This window comes from Kutzneria viridogrisea DSM 43870, assembly GCF_000525635.1.
GTDB lineage: Bacteria > Actinomycetota > Actinomycetes > Mycobacteriales > Pseudonocardiaceae > Kutzneria > Kutzneria viridogrisea.
Map to the genome: position 1 here is coordinate 6,626,233 of NZ_CP007155.1, position 20,283 is coordinate 6,646,515.

Below are 20,283 nucleotides of genomic sequence, written 5' to 3' on the forward strand. Positions count from 1 at the left end.
TGGTTTTGTGCGGGTAGCGGCGGCCTTACGCTCGTCGGCGAATCGGGGCATCCCCCCATGCCCCGGAAACCCCGATCACAGGCCGCCGCGAGGGACCCGCACCAAACCAACCCACGTCACCAACCCCGCCACACCCCGCACGCCGAGACTCACCCTCCCCAGCCCGGGACTCACGCCCCCACCGGGACTCGCGCTCTGGAGCCCGGGACTCACCCACCTGAAAGCGGGACTCGCGTGCTGGAGACCGGGACTCGCCCTCCCACAACGGGACACGCGCTCCGGTCAGCGGGACTCACCCACCGGAGCCCGGGACTCACCTACCCCAGACCGGGACTCGCGTCCCTCAGCCTGGGACTCGCTTGCTGGAGACCGGGACTCGCGCCCCTCAGAGCGGGACTCGCGCTCCGGTCAGCGGGACACGCGCCCGCAGCCGCCAACACGCCACCCCACACCCGCCAACACACCGCACCGCAAAACCGAACACGCGGCACCACAACCTCCAACACACCGCACCCCAACCACCAACACACCACCCCGGAACGTCCGACACACCACCCCGCAACGCCCGACACGCACCACACCCCCGCGCGCCACGCACCACCAACCCCGACACACCGCCCACCAACCCGGGGTTGGTTTTGTGCGGGTAGCGGCGGCCTTACGCTGGCTGGCGAAATCGGGGCGTCCTCCACGCCCCGACTACCCCGATTAGGGCCGCCGCGAGGGACCCGCACCAAACCAACCCCACACCCCCAACCCCGCCACACCCCGTGTACACCCCGCAAGCACCAACACACGGCAGAAGCCGGGACCCACCCACCTCAGAGCGGAACTCGCGCACCAGACAACGGGACTCACCTACCCCAGAGCGGGACTCGCGCCACACACAGCGGGACTCGCGTGCTGAAGACCGGGACTCGCCCTCCCCACAGCGGGACACACCGCACCAGAAGCCCCTACACACCGCACCGGAATGTCGAACACACCGCACCGCAACCGCCGACACGCCATCCCGCAATGTCCGACACGCGCCACCGCACCCCGCACGCCAGGACTCACTCTCCCCAACCCGAGCCCCACTCTCCCAACACCGGGACTCACTCTCCACAACCTGAGCCCACCCACTCAACACCGGGACTCACTCTCCACAACCTGAGCCCACCCACTCAACACCGGGACTCACACCTCCGACCGGGACTCACCCTCCGGAGACCGGGACTCACCTACCCGAGACCGGGACTCGCGCCACACACAACGGGACTCACGCCACTCAGCCCAGGCCCCCACGCCGGGACACACCGCCCCCAACCCCCAACTCACCACCCCGCAACGCCGACCCCCACCCCCTACCCCGCCTGCAGCAACAGCACCCAGTCGTCCTCGCCTTCGGCGTTGCGGCCCGGGGTGGTGAACCGGCCGCTACCGTCGGCTGCCGTGTCCCGGTACTCCCCGTTCGTCGGGTCGTACCAGACGGCCGTCACCTCACCGCGCATCCTGCCCAGGTCCACGGTGACCGTGCGCGCGGTGGGCACGTAGACCAGTGCCGTGCTGCCGTCCTCGGTGCGGGCAGCGGTGGCGTAGTCGTTGTCGTTCACGTTGCCGTACGGGTTGAAAGTGCCGTACCCGGCGGTGACCAGGGTGTGCTGCTGGTCGGGAACCAAGTCGTACCAACGGTTCTCGCGGAGGATGTCGGTGACGTACTCGAACTGCTCGGTGCCGGGGGTGTCCACGTGGTCCTGCCAGCCCGGCTTGAACTGCCAGGTGTAGCCGCTGCCGTAGAACTGCCCGGTCGCACCACTGAGCGTGGTCCAGTATTCCTGGCGCCGCAGGGTCTTCGGGCCGGTGTAGTCGTGCTCGGATTCGTAGTTGGCCTCGGTCAGGTACACCGGCATGTGCTGCGGCCGGTTGTACTCCTTGAGCACCTGGGCGTAGGTCGGGTAGTAGGTGTAGGCCGCGTCCAGCTTGATGTACTCGGCCCAGGTCGGGTCGTCCAGCGAGCCACTGCTCAGGTAGTTCAGCTCCACGGTCTGCAGGTGCCCGGGATCGACGTCCTTGATGCCCCTGGCCACGGCCTGCACCAGCGCGGTGTCGGCCGGATCCCGCCAGGTCTGCAGGTCGCAGCCGTTGAACCACACGATGTTGGGGTAGGACCGCAGCCGCTTGCCCAGGTAGGCGCCGAACGCACGGGCCTTGTCCACCCCGTTGGCCCGCAACAGCGGCAGGTGGCCGCAGGTCTCCACCGGGTTGAGCCAGATCGTGAGGCCCTGCCCCTGGGCCATGGCCACCATGCGCTCGATCCGTCCGAAGTACTGCTCGTTCGGAGTGGACAGGTCGCCCGGTGTGGTGAACGGGACTATGCCGTCGAAGGTGCTGTCGTCGGGACGGCCGCCCTGGTCCACGGTGACCAGTGAGTTGATCCACAGGGCGTTGAACCCGGCGATCCTGCGGTTGACGAAGAACCGCCACGCCTGCGGCTCGGACATGGTGACGAACAGACCCTGCGGAGAGTCACCCGCGATCAGGTACGGCTTGCCGTGCTGGTCCACCAGGTACCGCCCGTTGGCGCTGACCCCGGTCGGCCACGTGTAGCGGTTGGGCACCGCCGCGTCCGCCGGGACCGCCAGCCCCGCCACCACCAGCACCAGCGTCGTGAGCATCGCGCGAAGTCCCATCAGGCCCCCTGTTCGCTTCGGGGCAGCCTGTCAGCGCGTGCTTGCCACCGCAAGCGGTGTATACACCGCCCGGGAGGCGGGGCGCGCCGAGCGTCCAGGCCGCGGTCGACCTGGTCACCGACGAGCCCCGCTGAGCCCTCACCTGTTCAGGGCACCGATCAGCCCGACCGCGCCGGGTGCGCCCAGCCGCACGAACATCGGCGTGGTGTCCAGCGGCACCGGGTAGTCGTGCAGCACCCTGCCGCCGAACAGCACCTGACCGCGGTTCGGGTCGTACCAGAGGCCTTCCGGCAGGGTGATGTCCCTCGCGCTGCCCTCGGTGATCATCGGCGCGGCCAGCAGCGCCGGGCCGAGCATCCACTCGTCGTCGACCGCGTCGAAGCGGTGGTCGGCGGGGAAGTCGAAGAACACCGGCCGCATGATCGGGGTGCCCTCGGCGACCGCCGTGTGCACCTGGTCGAGCAGGTACGGGGCCAGTTTCTCGTGCGTGCGCACGGCTTGCGCGTACACCCGCGCGGTGTCGGCGGGATAGGTCACCGGCTTGCCGGTCGTGGTGTCCACGGTGCGCACCGGCGAGGTCGAGGAGTACATCAGCGGCATCAGCGAGGCCGCCTGCGCCCAGCGCACGAGCACCTCGCGGGAGGGCGGCGGCATGCTGTTCGAACCGCCGATCATGTCGGTCTCCACGAACGGGTAACCGTTGGCGGAGATCGCCATGGACCTGCGCAGGCTCGTGCGCAGCCCGGTCCAGGTGGTGTCCGCGTCCACCGCCCTGATGACGAAACCGTAGCGCTGGTTGCCCCAGTGCGTGCGGATGCCCACGCCCTGCTGGTCGAACTGGTCGGTCATGTCCGCGCCGAGCCGCTGGTAGTCCTGCGGGGTGAGCCCGTCGGAGGTAGCGCACCTGTCGTCGAAGAACCTCGTGTCGAACTTGAAGCCGTCCACCCCGTACTGGGACATCAGCGCGCGCAGGTTGCCCGTGTACCAGTCGCGGGCGGCCTTGTTGGCCAGGTCGATGATGCCTGCCGTGCCGTTCCACCAGGTCACCGTGCAGGGCTTGGTGCTGTCGCCCTTGGCCCGCACCAGGTAGCCGTGATCCCTGGCGTAGGCGTAGTTCTTGGAGTCCAGATTGACCCAGAACGTCGTCCACAGGCCGAACTTCTGCCCCATGCCGTGGATGGTGTCCACCATCTTCTTCGGGTCGGGGAAGGTCGTGGCGTCGAAGGTCATGTTGCCGTAGTTGGACTCCCACTTGTCGTCCAACTGGATCGTGTGCCCCGCAACGCCCGCGGCCTTGAGTTCACCGGCCCACTGCAGGATCTTGTCCTGGGTGATGTCCCGGTAGTCCTGCGCCCACGAGTTCCACAGTGGACGCCGGTACTCCTCGTCGGTGGCGTCACTCTTGGCCGGCTTGCCCACCTCGCCGATGTAGTCCTCGTACACCGCGCGGCGGCTGGACTCCACGAACACCGTGCTGGAGAACTCGTTCGCACCGGTCACCGTGAGATCGGCCCTGCCCTGCGCCAGCGCGACCTTCATCGGCTGGGCCGTGCGCACGTACAGGCCGATCGACTTCGAGGTGTAGAAGTAGGGCTCCTGCATCATGTAGCTCGCCGGGGAGAACTCCGGCTCGTTGACCGTGCCCGCCGACAGCGGGTAGGGCTGCTCCTTGCCCTCGCTGGTCTCGCCCCCGCCGTACCACTGGCCCGAGGCCGCCAGCTCGAAGTGCGCCGCCCGGTCCCCCGGCGGCTCGCCCGCCACCGACCAGAGCAGGTCGAACCGGTCCGCGCGCGGGGTCAGCACCAGCGTCACCGCCCGGCCCGTGCTGCTGTCCGCCTCCGCCACCACCGAGTCCCCACGCACCTGCACCGACCGCACGGCCGTCGCCACGCCGGCCCCGTAGGTGAACGCGTCCGGCGCCGTGCGCAGCAGCGGCTCCCCGCCCCGCTGCGCCGTGAGCCCCAACCTCGCCGTGCTGATCCGCAGCTGGTAGCCCGGTGCGCCCGCGCTGCGCGGGACCGCCACCGTCACGGCGCCCTCCGTGCGGGTCAGCCCCAGGGGCTCTGCCACCGCGACCGGCGCCGTGCTCGCCGCCGCCACGACCACGAGCCCGACGATCACCGCTGAGCGCATGCCGCCCTCCTCGATGCACAAAATTGCTCATTGCAGGGTGCAATACGTCACAAACAAACAGATTCGCGCAGGCCTTGTCAAGACACCACCCGCGAGTCCCGCTCTGGTGCGCGTGAGTCACGCCCTGGTGAACGGGACTCGTGCGCCTGTCGGCGGGACTCGCGGTGTGGGAGTCGGTGAGCCGGTTCACCGTGAAGTCGACGGCCACCGCGCACACCGCCGGGGTGAAGGTCGGCTCGTACTGGCCGGGCAACGCCGAACTCGGCCTGCCCCGACGCGCATGCACTGGCCGACCGCGCCAGCGCCAGGGCGAGTGCGGCATACCAACCCTGTCGGGAGGAAGAGGTCCGGCCCAACGGCAAAAGGCTGACTTGACGAGCGCTCCGTTGCTCCCTGGACGGCGGGAAGAGACCGAGGCTGCGACGATGGCCGGTCTTGGGCTGGCGTCTCGATCGGGAGTGGGTAGTCTTCGGCCCGGTGGTCCTGACCTTGTGAGAGCCCGGTGTCGATATGGCGGTCATCTTCGAACTGGTGATGAACTTCGGGGTGGAACGATCCGCTGCCGAGCAAGCCCGTGACTCACTCGCGACGATGGGGCCGGTCCCGGTGGACGAGCGTCTGATCGGGTTGCACCCGCCGTTCCTGCGCGATGCCATCTCATATGCGGGAGTTGGCTATGTGGAGCTGGCGGTGGCTCCGATGGGCGTGTCGTGGGGACTGCCGCACGACCGCAGCATCGAGCGCGCCATCCTGAACAAGGCCCAGCTGTCCGCACTGGGCGACGGCTTGTACAAAGTGTTGGAGCGACTGGACGGCTATCAGGCCGCGATGGTCGGGTGGGACCCGGAGGGGTTCGTAGACTTGGACGAGCTGCGGGTGGACTGGTCAGAGGAGCTGCGCGTCGGCGGCCTTCCTGGTCTGGTCCTGTCCAGCGAGGCCCGCTTGGCACTGGGCTCCACGACAGGCTTCCACTCCTTCGCGCAGGGGTTCGAGTGGATTCCCTACGCCGGCGAGCCACGCGGGAACGAGACCTAGCCGAGCCCGGAAGGCCTCGTCCCGATCATGGCCCTCTCGATCCGTTCTCTTCTTCCGATGCGGAACGGAATCCGGAGGCGAACAGAGGACCAGGCCCTCCCCAAGCAGATCAGCCAGATCACGAACCTGGTGGCCTCCGTACTGGCGCGGGGCAAGGCGCTGGAAGCCCAGACGGTGAAGTACCTCCTGCGGGCGTTCTCCGAGGAGCCCGGTACCGGTTGGGCAGCCGTCGAGGACGTCGTGGCGGTACTGGAGTTGACGTAAAGCCTCGCCAGACGGCGTAGATCAGGTCCTCGGGATCAGTGAACGCCCGGTGGCCAGCACGGTACACCGCAGCTAGGACGGGAGCGACCCTGTTACCCGCACGATCAGCGTGTGGCCGCGCCAGGCCCAGGAGTGGGCGGCGTCCGCGAGAATCCCGCAGCGTCCTCGAGGGCCATCACTGGGGCCACCCCTGTTTCATCCAGCCGGTTACCATCTGGTCGTCGCGTTCGAGCGCGCGTCGCGCCGGGGCCTGGCGGCTCGCTTGTGGATACCTCATGACCTGGGCATACCGCGATGGTCATCGCCTGTCCATCGCCAACCGACATCACACCTACAAGCTCAGCAAGCGCAATACCGGTGACTACCGGCCCGCCAGACCTGGAGTGACACCGCAGCAGGCTGGGAGTCGGTGGACCGGTCGAGCTCACTTGGCTTTGACCAGGTAGCGGGTGCGCGCCCAGGCGTTGTTGGCGTATCCCTTGGGGTTCCACAGCGGTGCTTCGTGCTCGGGCTGCGTGGCCGCGGTGACGTCCCACGCTCGAGCAGTCACCTCCACCTCGCCTGGCGGCAGGTCGAGGGTGATGCTCCACTGACGCCAGGCCCACTGGCTGAGTCGGCTCCCCAACTCCGCCCGGTGCCACTGCCGACCGCCGTCCAGGCTGACCTCCACGCGGGTGATGCCGCGTCCGTCGCCGGCCATGGCATATCCGGTGATCGTGACCGGTCCGGCGGCCACGGTGGCACCGTCGTCCGGGGCGAGGATGGCGGAGTTCACCGCGATCGGCCCCAGCGCCTGCCCCGCCAGCCGGTAGGCGACGTCCTGGAAGTAGTTCAGCGACGGGTGTTCCCGCACCGTGACGCGGTCCACCCATTTGACGCTGCGAGCGCCGATGTAGCCGGGCACCACCACCCTGACCGGCGCGCCGTGCACCGCGTGCAACGGTTGGCCGTTCATCCGCCACGCCAGCAGTACCTCGTCGCTCATCGCCTTGGCGAGCGGAATGGAAGCACCGAAACGCTGCGGCGGGCAGGCGTCCACGGCGATGTCAGGGGCTTCGAAGGCAACGTGACCGCGGGTGGTGTCCAGGCCGGCAGCGGTGAGCACGTCGGCGAGCCGGGCCCCGGTCCAGGTCGCGGTGGCGGTCGCGCCCCGCTGCCACGGGTGCCCCGGCATGGCGCGCACCGCCATCAACCCGGCCCTGCCGTTGCCCGCGCACTGCATGGTGGCGATCACCCGGTGGTGGTCGAACTGGCTTTGCAGGTCCGCCAACGACAACGTGAGTGGCCGGGCGATCAGTCCCCGTACGGACAGTCGCCACGTCCGCGGGTCCAGTTCCGGCACTGGACCGTGGTTGCGCACGTAGAACGCGTCGGTACTGGTCAACACCGCCCGCGCCAATGCCGCGGGGGTCGGCTCGGCGTTGAACGGTTCACTTTCGTGGACGATCATGTCCCCGCGTTTTCCCCACGGTGCCGTCATACCACTCAGCCTGACGAATCGGATATCCCAAGCAGAAGCCCAAGGTGGCTATGTCCTCATAGCACTGCGGAATGGGCTGAAGGGGTGACCACCGAGCCCGCACCCTGGCCCCTGCACGGCTTCGGCAGCCGTGCAGGGGTCCTCCTCGGTGCGCTGCTACACGGCCGAGACCCAGCCGTAGATGTTGCCGGGCCGCCCGGCGGCCTTGGCGTGCGTCGGGTCGAAGGGCCCGTCCTTGCGCACGGCGTTGCGGTCGTTGCCCTCGACGGTGGTGATCTGGCCGTTGCTGGCGACCGAGACGACCACGCCGATGTGCAGGCTGTTGTCCCGGGTGCCGTACAACACGACATCGCCCTGCTTCATGCCGGTGTTGCTGGCGTGCGCCCGGCCGTTGCGCACGCCCCACTCGTAGACGTCACCGGTGTAGGCGTAGTGCGGGATGGCGTCCCCCGCCTTGTTCCAGACCCAGGTGGCGAACAGCGAGCACCACTCCTCGCAGGGGCCGTACTTGTTGCAGTTGTTGGATCCCTCTTCGTAGCCGACCTCGCCGAGCGCGATCTTGGCGATGCTGGCGCGCACGTCGCTGGGCGCGGCGGCGGCTTGGGCGGGCAGTGCGGCGCAGCCGATCGCGGCGGCGCCGGCGAGCAGGACGGCAACGCGGTTTCTGGTGGACATGCAGGGCTCCTCAGGTGCGCGTGACACGTACCCGCACACCATGGAGCCAGCCGCGTGATGGCCGGAAGGGGCGTTGCAGCAAGAGGAAGGGCCCGTGACCACGGTGGCTCAGGTCACGGGCCCAGCTCGGAAGTGAGAGGGTTTCAGCTCTGCGGCTGGCCGATGTTGACCATCCAGGAGACGCCGAACTTGTCGGCGCAGGCCCCGAACTCGTCGCCCCACATCTGCTTCTCCAGCGGGACGGACACGGAGCCCTCCTCGGAGAGCCGGTCCCAGTAGCCGCGCAGTTCCTCGGCGCTGTCCCCGCTCAGGCTCACGGTCATGGTGGTGCCGGGCTTGAACTCCATGCCGGGCGGGGTGTCCGAGGCCATCAGCGTGAACCCGCTGGGGGTCTCCAGCATGCCGTGCATGATCTGGTTCGCGATCGGTGAGTCCGGCGGCCCGTACTGGCCGAAGGTGTTCAGCACGAGCTCGCCGCCGAAGACGGACTGGTAGAACTCCATCGCCTGCCGGGCGTCCCCGGAGAAGCTGATGTAGGGATTGAGCCGAGCGGTCATCGAACGCTCCTTCGATTCGTGACGGAGTGTGATACTCGCAGATCAAATACACCCCGGCAACACGAAGGCAACCGCCATCGGAGTGATCAGTCCCGCCGTGCCACCGTGTAGCGCACGACCTGGTTCAGCACCAGGCTGCCGTCCTCGCGGCACAGCGGGCGCAGGCACTCGAGCACCTGCTCGCGCACGGACCGCTGCTGAGACTCGGGTATCAGTTCCCAGAACATGCGCTGGCCGTGCGACCAGGACCACCTGATCCACTGCTCGCGGTCGGCGAAGTGGATCGGGTGCTCGCGCACCACGGAGTTGATCCCCGCGAACCCCGCGGCGGCCACGGCCCGCTCGAAGGACTCGGTGCTGCCGAAGGTCTGTGCCGCCGCGGCCAGCGCCCACAGGGTGCTTGGCGGCACGAACGGCGCGAAGACCTGCTCCACGGCAGCCCACCTCGGGTCGCCGGAGGCGAAGGTGGTCATGCCGATCCGCCCGCGGGGCGCGAGCAGGTCGTGCCAGGCGCGCATGCCCGCGAGCGGGTCGGGCAGGAAGAACACCACGCAGGAGGCCAGCACCGCGGTGAACGCGCCGCCGGGCAGCGCGGGCCGCTGCGCGTCCATCACCTGGGCCGTGACGTTGGACAGCCCCCGGCCCTCGATCTCCGCGAGGGTGTGCCGCACCATGCCCTCGGACAGGTCGATCCCGGTCACCGACCCGTTCGGCCCCACCAGTTCGGCGGCCGGGAACAGCACGGCGCCGCGGCCACAGCCCACGTCGAGCACACGATCCCCTTGGCGCACAACGAGATCGTCCAACAGCTGCCGCGCGAACACCTGGAAGAACTCCACGCCGACCGCGTCGTAGCTCTCGGCCGAGCGGTCGAAGGCCCCCGCGACGGATTCCTGGTAACTGGTAAGCATTCCCGCCCCGTTCCACCGTGTGATCACTGTGGCCGGACCCTAGGCCGGGCCGGTCCCCCGGGCAAGGCCGCCTCGCGAACCTGCTCAGCGGTCAACAAGAACCGGTTCGGGACTGCTCACCACCGGCCGGTCACCGCCCCGGTACGGCCCGGGCTTCGGGCGCGGCTTGCCGCCGGGGAACGCCAGGCGCAGGATCGTGCGCTGCACCATGCCCCACTGCCTGAGCAGCGGCCCGGAGTTGTACGGCAGCCCGTAGCGCTCGCAGATGTCCTTGATCTTGGGGGCGATCTGCGCGTACCGGGTGCTGGGCATGTCCGGGAACAGGTGGTGCTCCACCTGGTAGCCGAGGTTGCCGCTGAGCACGTGGAACAGCGGGCCGCCCTCGATGTTGGCCGCGCCCACCAGCTGGCGCGCGTACCAGCCGCCACGGCTCTCGTCGCGGGCCTCCTCCTCGCTGAAGGTGTAGGTCTGGTCGGGGAAGTGGCCGCAGAAGATGATGCCGTGCGCCCACACGTTGCGCACCACGTTGGCGGCGGCATTGGCCACGGCGGTGCTGACGAAGGTTCGCCGGGCCAGCCGGGCCGCGGCGCCGAGCACGCCGGTGCGACCCCGCGCCCGGTAGGCCACCAGCCCGACCAGACCCGTTGCCAGCGCACTGATCGCGGGCCAGCCCAGGTAGTCCTTGACCACCTGGTCGCGGGCCTTGCCCGAGATGCCCTTGAGCTCCTCGACCACCTGGGGAACCGGCTTCTCCCCCGCGCGGATCGCCTCCAGGTCCAGGTCGTGCAGGGCCACGCCCCACTCGAACAGGGCCATCAGCAGCAGGTTGTACAACGGTTGCAACAGGTACACCGGGTGCCAGGGCTGGTGCGGGTCGATCCGCATGATCTCGTAGCCGAGGTCCTTGTCCTTGCCGCGGATGTTGGTGAACGTGTGGTGCACGTAGTTGTGCGAGTGCTTCCACGCCTCGGCGGTGGAGGCGGTGTCCCAGTCCCAGGTCGAGGAGTGGATGTACGGGTCGTTCATCCAGTCCCACTGCCCGTGCAGCACGTTGTGGCCGATCTCCATGTTCTCCAGGATCTTGGCCACCCCCAGGCAGGCGGTGCCCGCGAGCCAGGCGGGCCGGAACCGGGAGCCCAGCAGCAGCACGCGCCCGGCCACGGCCAGCTGGCGCTGCACGGCGATGACCGCCTTGATGTAGCGGCGGTCCCGGTCGCCCAGGTCGGCGAACACCTCGGCGTGCACGGCGTCGAGCTCGCGGCCGAGCTGCTCGACCTGCTCGGCGCTCAGGTGCGCGATCGGGCTCGGGATCTGGGACTGGGTCATGGTGTGGCTCGCTCTCAGAGTTCGATCTCGACGGGGCCCTCGGCGGTGCTGACGCAGGTGCGCACCAGTTCCCCCGTGCTGCCCGACACCTCGCCGGTGCGCAGGTCGCGGACGCGGCCCGAGCGCAGTCGGCCCACGCAGGTGAAGCAGATGCCGATGCGGCAGCCGTAGGCCAGTTCCAGTCCGGCCCGCTCACCGGCGACCAGGATGGGCGTGCGCCCGTCGCACTCGGTGTTCCTGCCGCCCCTGAGGAACCGCACCGGGCCACCGCTGCCCGGCTCGACCTCACCGCCGAGGATCCTGGGCTGGAACCGCTCCAGGTGCAGGCGTTCCCGCTTGCCCTCGCGCTCGAAGTGGCTGGTGAGCTGGTCCAGGAACTCGCCAGGTCCGGAGCAGAACGCCTCCCGCTCACGCCAGTCCGGGCACAGCTCGTCCAGGTCCGCCGGGGACATCCGGCCGTGCTCCGCGGTCAACTGGAGGTACAGCCGGTAGCCCTCGTGGCGCCGGTCCAGGTCCGCCAGGTCCGGTCGGAAGATCACGTCCTGCTCGGTGCGCGCCGAGTGCAGGTGCACCACGTCGCGCAGCTGCCCGTGGTCGGCGAGGCTGCGCACCATGCTCATGATCGGCGTGATGCCGCTGCCCGCGCTGACGAACAGCAGCTTGGGCGGTACGCGCTCGGGCAGGGTGAACGTGCCCTCGGCGCGGCCCAGCCGCACGACCGAGCCCAGGGCGAGGCGGCGCACCAGGTACGGGGAGACCTTGCCGCCCTCGACCAGCTTCGGCGTCACGCTGATCAGGCCGTCGGCGCGGTCGGGGTCGGAGGTCAGCGAGTAGGCCCGCCAGTGGTGCACCCCGTCGATGACCACGCCGATGCGCAGGTACTGGCCGGGACGGTGGCCCTGCCAGGCGAACCCGGGCCGGATCAGCACCGTCACGGTGTCCGAGGTCTCCCGCTCGATCCGCTCCACCCGTCCGCGCAGCTCGCGGGTGGACCACAGCGGGTTGATCAGCTCCAGGTAGTCGTCGGGCAGCAGCGGGGAGAACAGCGAGCGCACGGCCCGCAGGAATTGCTTGCGCACCAAAGGAACCTTGGGACGTGCGCCGCGCTCGGTCATGGGTTGAGTCCTCAGTGGAGGGTCCCGGTGCGGGACGTACCCGCCCCGCACCGGGAGGGTGGATCAGCCGACCTGCGTGCTGCCCAGGACGGTGTCCTGCCCAGCGGGGTCGAGCGTGAGCTTGACGTCGAACTGGCCCAGCGAGCTGTCGGTCACCACGTGGGTGGTGGCCGTCGCGTCCACCGAGGTCTTCGCGGCACCGGCCGCCACGCCCTTGGGCACGGTGAACCGCACCGAGCCCTTGGCCGCGAAGGTCAGCGCCCCCTGCGGCGGCACCGCGGTCTTCGGGATCGGCAGCTCGATCGGCAGCGGCACGGTCCTGCCGTCCGAGGCCTTGAGCGTCACCGAGGACTTGATCGTCCCGGCGACGTTCTTGGCCCCGACCAGGCGCAGCCCGTCACCGGCCGCCTTGCCCGCGTCCACATCGATGCTGAAGGGCACCGTGAGGGCCTGACCGGGCGTGGCCTTGGCCGGGATGTTCACGTGCACCACGGTGTGCACGCTCTGCTGACCGATGAGCGGGAATGCGCCCTTGAAGGTCAGCGACTTGTCAGCCGCCGCGGCCATTCCCGCTCCGAAAACCCCCAGTGCGACAGCCGTGACGGCGGTGAGCACTCCAGCTCTGGTCGCATTCCTGCTCCTCGCCCGGTGCGTGATCGCTGCCACTGTCGATTCCTCCTCGTCATTGAGATCGGTCCACCAGCGCAGCCGACCGTAATGGCAGCCAATTCGCGGGCACAACCGTGCACGAGGAGTTTGTCAATGCGCGCTAATCACCGGTCACGAAACAGTCGGGGCGCCCACGGATCTGGTTTTAAACGTGAGTCCGCCGATTAGCGCGATATGCGGGTCGCAGTGACGAAGCCGCTGCGGGACGGGCCGGGCAGCGGTCGGCCGTAGACTCTCGCGCGCCCTGACCCGCGCCACGCCCGACCGCGTGAGCGAACTGCTCGACGAGCTGGCCGTGCTACTGCTGCGCTGACTCAGCTGCTCTCGCGGGGGACCAGTTCGGTCGGCAGCAGCACCGAGGACGGCTGGTCGGCCACGGCGTTGATCTGCGCGATCAGCCGCAGGGTGATGGCCCTGCCCATCTCCTCGATCGGCTGGCGCACACTGGTCAACGGGGGCACCGCAGTCTCGGCCAACTCGGAGTCGTCGAAGCCGACCACGGCCACGTCCTGCGGGATGCGCCGACCGGCCTCGCGCAGCACCTGCATGGCACCCACGGCCATCAGGTCGGAGGCGGCGAACACCCCGTCCACCTCGGGGTACGCCGCCAGCAACTCGCGCATCGCCGCGGCGCCACCGGCCGCGGTGAAGTCGGCGTGCACGACGCCCGCGGGCCTGCGCTTGGCGGCCGTCATGCCGCGCCGCCAGCCGGAGAGCCGGTCGATGCCCGCCGCCATGTCGCGCGGTCCGGCGATCGTGGCGATGTGCCGCCGCCCGCGCTCGACCAGGTGTGCCGCCGCGAGCTCCCCGCCGGTGGAGTTGTCGGCGTCCACGTACGGCACGTCCACCTTCGCCAGCGGCCTGCCCAACAGCACCACGGGCAGGCCGGAGCTCGCGAGCTGGTCGGGCAGCGGGTCGTCCCCGTGCAGGCTGACCACCAGCGCCCCGTCCACGTGCCCCGCGCACAGGTACTGCCCCAGCTCGCCCTGGGCCTGCTCGTCCTGGGCCATCAGCAGCACCAGTTGCATGCCGCTGCCGGACAGGCCCGCGTGCACCCCGCGCAGCACCCGCGCGAAGAACGGGTCCGCCAGCACGGTGTCCCCGCGCTCGGACAGCACCAGCGCGATCGAGTTGGTGCGCTTGGTCGCCAGCGAGCGGGCCAGCAGGTTCGGGCTGTAGCCCAGGCTGGCCACCGCGTTGGTCACCGCCTCGCGGGCCTTGGCACTGACGTAGACCTGCCCGTTGATGGCCCGCGAGGCCGTGGACCGGGACACCCCGGCGACCCTGGCGACCTCGTCCAGGGTCGGCATCTCCCGGCTCTGCTCGACCACGGACTCCCCTACTCCGGCAATGCGTTGCCCCGCGTCACCCTCGAGTACCACAGCCCGCTCAGCTTAGTACCGCCTCGACCTCGTCCAGCCCGGAACCGGTCGCCAGCGCGGTTCTGGAAGCGCTCCCAGAACCTTGGGTCGAGGCGGCTCCCGCGCTCGGGAACCGCCTCGACCCGTCTGTCCACTCAGGACGCGTTACCGCCCCAGTCGTTCTGCAGGCCGCCCTCCTGCGGGGTCCACCACCAGTGGTAGAGCGTGTTCTTGCTGGACGTGGCGAAGATCTGCTGCTGGTCGCCGTAGACGAAGGCCACCGGGTCGCTGTAGGCCTGCCCGCCCCAGTCGGCGAAGGTCACCTTGCCGGTGCCTTGGTCCCACCACCAGTGGTACAGGGTGTTGTTCGGGCCACGGGCCACCACGTGCTGCTGGTTGCCGAAGGAGTACCCGAACGGAGTGCCGACGAACGTGCCCGGCGCCCCGTTCCAGTTGACCGTGTGCACCTGGAGGTCGGTCGGATCCCAGAACCAGTGGAACAACTGGCCGGCCGAGTTCTTCGCGAAGATGTGCTGCTGACCGTTCCACACGAAGGTCGTCGGGTCACTGAAGGCCTGCCCGCCCCAGTCGGCGAAGTGCAGGCCTGAGCCGTCGTCGATCCACCACCAGTGCAGCAGCGTGTTGTTCGGGCCACGGGCGAAGACGTGCTCCTGGTTGCCGTAGGCGAACCCGGTGGGCTCACCGACGACCGTACCGGCCCAGGAGTCGGACCTGGTGCCCTGACCGGGAATCCAGTACCAGTGGTGCAGCGCGCCGTCGGTGCCACGGCTGAAGATCAGCTGCTGGTCGCCCCACTTGTACGCCCTGGCACCGCCGATGCCGTCGGAGTTGCTGGGTCCGGAACCGGCCACCTCGGCCAGCATGGACTGCGCCTTGCCCAGTGCGTTGGCGTAGGCCGCCGGGCAGCAGGAGCGCTGCACGTCCCAGGCGATCTGGTCGGCCGAGTACCCCGGGTGGTTGCGCTCACTGTTGATCGCGCGGGTGAAGAACTGCGTTGCCGCGTAACGCACATCCATGATCTGCGCGGGCGTTCCCCAGCCCTGGCTCGGCCGCTGCTGGAACACACCCAGCGAGTCGCGGTCCCCGCAGCTGAGGTTGTTCATGTGCGACTCGACCCAGCCGGTCTCGAACCCGGCCAGCATCACCTTGTCCGACACCCCGAGGTCCAGACCCACCTGGTGCACCGTGGTGGTGACGTTGAGGTCGCGGTCCGGCGGAATGGACGAGCAGTTCGCGGGCTTGGCCACGCCCGCGGGCACCCGGACGGCGTCCGGCTGCGCGCTCGCGGTCTGCCCACCGGCCAACAGGGCCGCGGTGGCCAGCAGGCTCGACGCGGCGGCGATCAGTCTCGTGGTCCTCATCCCAGGCTCCCGCCCCAACTGATGGTGTGCGTGCCCTGACCGTCGTTGATCCACCACCAGTGGAACAGCGAGTTGTCAGTGGTCTTGGCGAACACGTGCTGCTGGTTGTCGTAGGCGAAGGCCGAGGGGTCGTCGGTCAGCTTGCCGCCCCAGGAGTCGTGCCGGGTGCCCTCACCGGAGATCCACCAGTAGTGCTGGAGACTGCCGTCGGTACCGCGGGCGAACACCAACTGCTGGTTGTCCCACACCATCACCGCGGGCCTGCCAACGATCTGACCGCCCCAGGAGTCGTGGTGCAGCCCCGACTCGGGCATCCACCAGTAGTGCTGCAACGTGCCGTCGGTGCCGCGGGCGAACACCAACTGCTGGTTCTGCCAGACCATCGCGGCCGGGTCCCCGTCCAGCGAGCCGCCCCAGGAGTCGTAGTGCAGCCCGGAACCGTCGTTGATCCACCACCAGTGGTGCAACTGGTTGTCCGAACCACGGGCGAAGATCAGCTGCTGGTTGCCGTAGGAGATCGCGGTGGGCCGACCGGCCAGTTCCCCGCCCCAGTCGGCGATGTGCAGCCCGTCCTGCGGGGTCCACCACCAGTGCTCCAGCGTGCCCTTCTTCGACCGCGCGAAGATGTGCTGCTGATCTCCCCACACCACAGCCGTCGGGTCGGAGGTCAGTTCCCCGCCCCAGTCGGCGAAGTGCACGCCTGAGCCGTCATCGATCCACCACCAGTGCTGCAACGTGCCGTTGACGCCCCGGGCGAAGACGTGCTGCTGGTTGCCGTAGACGAAGCCGGTGGGCTGGCCGACGATCTGGCCGCCCCAGGAGTCGTGCCGGGTGCCCTCACCGGGAATCCACCAGTAGTGCTGGAGGCTGCCGTCGGCGCCACGCGCGAAGGACAGCTGCTGGTTGTTGTACCGGTAGGACGCGGAACCCGGCAGCGGGTCGCTGGGGGCCGCCCCGTCCACGATGTTCTTGTACCGCACCGGAGTGAAGGTGTTGGCATAGGAAGCGGACCAGGTGACCTGCTCGGCGAACTTGCCGTCCTCGGGCTCCTGGCGCACGACCGGGCTGGTGTGGGCGGCGTCCGCCCAGGCGATGAACAGGCCGATGTGCTGCACGCTGGAGTCCCGCCGCCACAGGGCATCGCCCGGCTTCAGGTCACCGCGCGCGATCGTGTTGGTGACCTGGGTGATCGTGGCGGTGCTGTAGTCCCCACCGCCGGGCAGCTTGGGCAGGTGCCAGGCCATCGAGACGTAGCCCGAGCAGTCCTGGCGGTAGGTACCGTTGGCATCGGTCCAGGAACGGCTCTGGCTGTACGGGACGTGCTCGTTGATCCAGTCCTGGGCCCGGGAGAGGACCTCGTCCCTGGTGATCTGGCCGCCGACCGAGCTGGCGGTGGCCGGGGCCGTACCGAGGCTCAACCCGCTCACCAGCAGACCCGCCGTGGCGAGCAGGCCGGTGAGCACGCGTCTGGCACGGTGCCCCCGCCCTCTGGTTGTTCGTGTCACGTTCATGCCCGCAGCCTCGGTGCCCGACCTTCCCGATTCCTGCTCGATTCCTGTGCACCGCCTGCGTGGATCTCCTTGACAGCGGAAGGAACGCTGGCCAAGCTCCTGTTCGGGGGGAGGGGGATCGTGTGGACGTGTGCGTGTTGGGGCCGGTACTGGCCCTGCGGAACGGTGTGGAAGTACCGATCACCGGGCGCAAGCCCAAGGCGTTGGTGGCCGTGCTCGCGGTCAACGCGGGACGGGTGGTGTCGGCGGAGGCGTTGATCTCCGCGCTGTGGGGGGCTGATCCGCCGTCGGACCCGAGGGCCCGGTTGCACAGCCTGGTCTCCGCGGTGCGCTCGGCGCTGGGCGGCGAACTGGTCGTGCGCAGGTCAGCCGGGTACCTGCTGGTCGCCGAGGCGGCGCGGGTCGACCTTCAGGTGTTCGCCGCGCGCGTGGCCAGCGGCAGGTCGGCGCTGGCCGAGGAGCGGTTCCAGCAGGCCGCCGAGGAGTTGCTCGCCGCGCTGGAGCTGTGGCGTGGCACGGCCCTGCTGGACGTGGACGGCGAGTGGGCCGTCGCTGAACGGGACCGTTTGGCGGAGACCAGGTTGGCCGTTTCGGAGGACCTGGCCGACGCCCGACTGGCCCTGGGCGAGGGCGCGGAGCTGGTCGCCGAGCTGACCGCCCAGGTCGCCGAGCACCCGCTGCGGGAACGCCTGCGCGGGCAACTGGTCCTGGCGCTGCACCAGGCGGGCCGCAAGGCCGAGGCGCTGCGCTGCTACGAGCAGATCCGCCGGCTGCTGGTCGAGGAACTGGGCATCGAGCCGGGCGCGGAGTTGCGGGCCGTGCACGCCCAGGTGCTGCGCGGCGACGGCCCCCGGCGGGTGGAGCCGCGGCACAACGCGCCCGCACCGGCCCAGCTGCCACCCGACATCTCCGACTTCACCGGCCGCGAGGAGGAGATCACCAGGCTGGCCGCGCACCTGCTCGCCGAGCAGGGCACGATCGCCGTGGCGGCCGTCGCGGGCAAGCCGGGCTCGGGCAAGAGCGCGCTGGCCATCCGGGTCTGCCACCGGGTGCGGCAGCACTTCGACGGCGGCCAGTTCTACGTCAACCTGCGCGGGGCCACCGCGAGCCCGCAGCAGCCCAGCGCCGTGCTCGGCCGGTTCCTGCACGCGCTGGGTGTGCCCGAGGACGGCGTACCCGCCGGCCTGGACGAGCGGGCGGCCCTGTTCCGTTCCCTGCTGGCGGGCCGCCGGGCACTGGTGGTGCTGGACGACGCGGCCGACGAGGGGCAGGTCCGCCCGCTGCTGCCCGGCGCGGCGGGCTGCGCGGTGCTGATCACCAGCCGAAGACGGCTGGGCGCGGTGGCCGGTGCGGTGCACGTGGACCTGCCGGTGTTCGCCGACACCGAGGCGCTGGCCCTGCTCGGCGCGCTGGCCGGACCGGAGCGGGTCGCCGCACAGCCGGAGCAGGCCGCCGACATCGTGCGGCTGTGCGGCCACCTCCCGCTCGCGGTGCGCATCACCGGCGCACGGCTGGCCGCCCGTCCGCAGTGGCCCCTCGCCGAGTTGCAGGGCAGGCTGCGCGCGCAGCACCGCCTGCTCAACGAGCTGGTGCTGGGCGACCTGGAGGTCCGCGGCAGCCTGATGCTCAGCTACGAGGGACTGGGTGAGCTGGAGCGGATCGCGTTGCGCCGACTCGGCATGCTCGGCGTCACCGACTTCGCGGGCTGGCTGGTCGCCGCGCTGCTGGACCTGCCGCCGCAGGCCGCCGACGAGGTGCTGGAACGCCTCGTGGACGCCACCCTGCTGGACACCGCCACGCCCGACGGCACCGGAGCGGTCCGGTACACCCTGCACGACCTGACCCGGGAGTTCTGCCGTGAGCAGGCCGAGCCCGAACCCGAGGCGGTGGAGCGCTGCACGCGGTACGCCGCGGCGCTGGTGGAGTTCGCCACCCACCACATGCCCCGCGGGACCGCGCCGGAGCTGACCCGTCACCTGGGGCAGCCGCCGCTGGGCGAGGAGGTCACGCGCAGGCTGCTCACCAACCCGACCGCCTGGCTGGACGCCGAGGGCTCGGTGCTCGTCGGCCTGGTGGAACGCGCCTCGGAGCTGGGGCTGGTCACCGCGGCGGCCACGCTGGCCGCCACCCTGTCCTCCTCCGCGTTCTCCGTGCGCAACCACTTCAGCCAGTGGTGGCACACGCACTCGGCGGCACTGGACGCCGCGCACCGCAGCGGGGACCGTGCCAGCGAGGCCTCCCTGCTGGTGGGGCTGGGCAACCTGCGCTTCGAGCAGGACCGGCTCGACGAGGCCGTGGACTACCTGGACCGCGCGCGGACGATCTACCGGGAGACCGGGGACGACTACGGCCGCGCCGTGGCCCAGCTGAAGTTGTGCAGCGCGCAGCGGGAGTGGGGCAGGCTGCGCCCCGCACTGTCCACACTGGACGAACTGACCCCCGTGCTGAGCTCACTGGGCGACCCGCAGCTCAGTGCCCGCGCGGTGCACGGCAGGGCCATGATCCTCACCGAGCTGGGGCGCCTGCCCGCCGCCGCCCAGGAGTGTGAGCGGGCCGTCGCCGCGTACCAGGACCTGGACGACCGGTACGGGCAGGCGCTGGCGATCCGCTCCACCGGGATCATCCACCGCGCCCTCGGCGAACTCGACCTCGCCGAGCGCGACTGCGTGCTGGCCCGCCGCATGATGAGCGAGATCGGCGACCAGCACATGCTCGCCTACGCCACGCAGTCCCTGTCCAAGGTGCTGATCCGGCAGGGACGCGGCGCCCAGGTGCTCGACTGGCTCACCGACTGCCTGCGGACCTGCCACGAGGTGCAGGACGGGTTCGGGCAGGCACTGATGCTGCGCACCCTCGGCGAGCGCGAACTGGCCGACGGGCGGGCCGAGGCCGCGCTGGACTACCTCGACCGCGCCGTGCAGTGGTGGAGCGGACTGGACCTGCCACTGTGGCGGGCCCGCACCCTGCGCGACGTGGCCAGCGCCCAGGCGCTGGCGGGCGACAGCGCCGCCGCCGAGACGACCTGGCAGGAGGCGCTGGCGACCTTCCGCCGGTACGGCAGCCGCGAAGCAGGCGAGCCAGCGGGGGGTCGGGTGGGGGTGAGGGTGACGGGGTGAGGTGGGGGTGAGGGGTTGACGGGGTGCGGCGGGGTTGGGGATGCGGCGCGTGTCGGACGTTGCGGGGTGGTGTGTC

General features: G+C 70.0%; 15 protein-coding genes. 3 read left to right on the forward strand and 12 right to left on the reverse strand.

Translation table 11 applies throughout. The features are described 5' to 3' along the window. Window positions 1-1,346: 1,346 nt before the first annotated feature. Together KALB_RS29240 and KALB_RS29245 are read right to left on the reverse strand one after the other, a co-directional pair. Complete coding sequence (locus KALB_RS29240; protein WP_081789590.1) at window positions 1,347-2,672, reverse strand: apiosidase-like domain-containing protein; 1,326 nt, start codon at window positions 2,670-2,672, stop codon at window positions 1,347-1,349. Window positions 2,673-2,810: 138 nt separating this feature from the next. Beyond that, window positions 2,811-4,805 (reverse strand): glycoside hydrolase family 31 protein, encoded by a 1,995-nt coding sequence (locus KALB_RS29245; RefSeq protein ID WP_042222655.1) that lies wholly within the window; start codon window positions 4,803-4,805, stop codon window positions 2,811-2,813. 510 nt (window positions 4,806-5,315) lie between these two features. Here KALB_RS29245 and KALB_RS48140 point away from each other — a divergent pair. Both KALB_RS48140 and KALB_RS48770 read left to right on the forward strand, forming a co-directional pair. Further along, entirely contained in the window at window positions 5,316-5,840 is a 525-nt protein-coding gene (locus KALB_RS48140) for a hypothetical protein (RefSeq protein WP_025359235.1), read from the forward strand. A gap of 57 nt (window positions 5,841-5,897) precedes the next feature. Then, window positions 5,898-6,104, forward strand: coding sequence for a hypothetical protein (locus KALB_RS48770; protein WP_030111229.1), 207 nt, complete (start codon window positions 5,898-5,900; stop codon window positions 6,102-6,104). A gap of 424 nt (window positions 6,105-6,528) precedes the next feature. Here the strand turns inward: KALB_RS48770 and KALB_RS29260 are convergent, their stop codons facing one another. From KALB_RS29260 to KALB_RS29305, 10 genes are all read right to left on the reverse strand, one after another. After that, window positions 6,529-7,584: a sulfite oxidase gene (locus tag KALB_RS29260; protein WP_035976535.1), complete on the reverse strand. Its 1,056-nt coding sequence runs from the start codon at window positions 7,582-7,584 to the stop codon at window positions 6,529-6,531. Between the two features lie 156 nt (window positions 7,585-7,740). Further along, window positions 7,741-8,259, reverse strand: coding sequence for a CHAP domain-containing protein (locus tag KALB_RS29265; RefSeq protein WP_025359238.1), 519 nt, complete (start codon window positions 8,257-8,259; stop codon window positions 7,741-7,743). 143 nt (window positions 8,260-8,402) lie between these two features. Continuing rightward, window positions 8,403-8,816 carry a VOC family protein gene (locus KALB_RS29270; protein WP_025359239.1) on the reverse strand — a complete coding sequence of 138 codons (414 nt, stop codon included), beginning with the start codon at window positions 8,814-8,816 and terminating at the stop codon, window positions 8,403-8,405. Between the two features lie 86 nt (window positions 8,817-8,902). After that, window positions 8,903-9,727 (reverse strand): class I SAM-dependent methyltransferase, encoded by an 825-nt coding sequence (locus KALB_RS29275; protein WP_025359240.1) that lies wholly within the window; start codon window positions 9,725-9,727, stop codon window positions 8,903-8,905. Window positions 9,728-9,811: 84 nt separating this feature from the next. After that, window positions 9,812-11,053, reverse strand: a complete 1,242-nt coding sequence (locus tag KALB_RS29280; RefSeq protein ID WP_025359241.1) for a fatty acid desaturase family protein — start codon at window positions 11,051-11,053, stop codon at window positions 9,812-9,814. Window positions 11,054-11,067: 14 nt separating this feature from the next. Further along, the gene (locus tag KALB_RS29285; RefSeq protein WP_201771837.1) at window positions 11,068-12,132 is read right to left on the reverse strand and encodes a ferredoxin reductase; all 1,065 of its coding nucleotides are present in this window, start codon (window positions 12,130-12,132) and stop codon (window positions 11,068-11,070) included. Between the two features lie 99 nt (window positions 12,133-12,231). Beyond that, a complete protein-coding gene (locus tag KALB_RS29290; protein WP_030111232.1) occupies window positions 12,232-12,735 on the reverse strand; it encodes a DUF6801 domain-containing protein in 504 nt (167 codons plus the stop codon). A gap of 416 nt (window positions 12,736-13,151) precedes the next feature. Beyond that, window positions 13,152-14,189 (reverse strand): LacI family DNA-binding transcriptional regulator, encoded by a 1,038-nt coding sequence (locus tag KALB_RS29295; protein WP_236650398.1) that lies wholly within the window; start codon window positions 14,187-14,189, stop codon window positions 13,152-13,154. A 164-nt stretch (window positions 14,190-14,353) separates the two neighbouring features. Continuing rightward, window positions 14,354-15,580: a PLL family lectin gene (locus tag KALB_RS44375; RefSeq protein ID WP_025359245.1), complete on the reverse strand. Its 1,227-nt coding sequence runs from the start codon at window positions 15,578-15,580 to the stop codon at window positions 14,354-14,356. Beyond that, entirely contained in the window at window positions 15,577-17,043 is a 1,467-nt protein-coding gene (locus KALB_RS29305) for a DUF8189 domain-containing protein (RefSeq protein ID WP_025359246.1), read from the reverse strand. The genes KALB_RS44375 and KALB_RS29305 overlap by 4 nt, the downstream gene beginning before the upstream one ends. 170 nt (window positions 17,044-17,213) lie before the next feature. On the opposite strand from KALB_RS29305, the gene KALB_RS29310 reads away from it, so the two are divergent. After that, window positions 17,214-20,207: an AfsR/SARP family transcriptional regulator gene (locus KALB_RS29310; RefSeq protein ID WP_025359247.1), complete on the forward strand. Its 2,994-nt coding sequence runs from the start codon at window positions 17,214-17,216 to the stop codon at window positions 20,205-20,207. Window positions 20,208-20,283 lie beyond the last annotated feature (76 nt).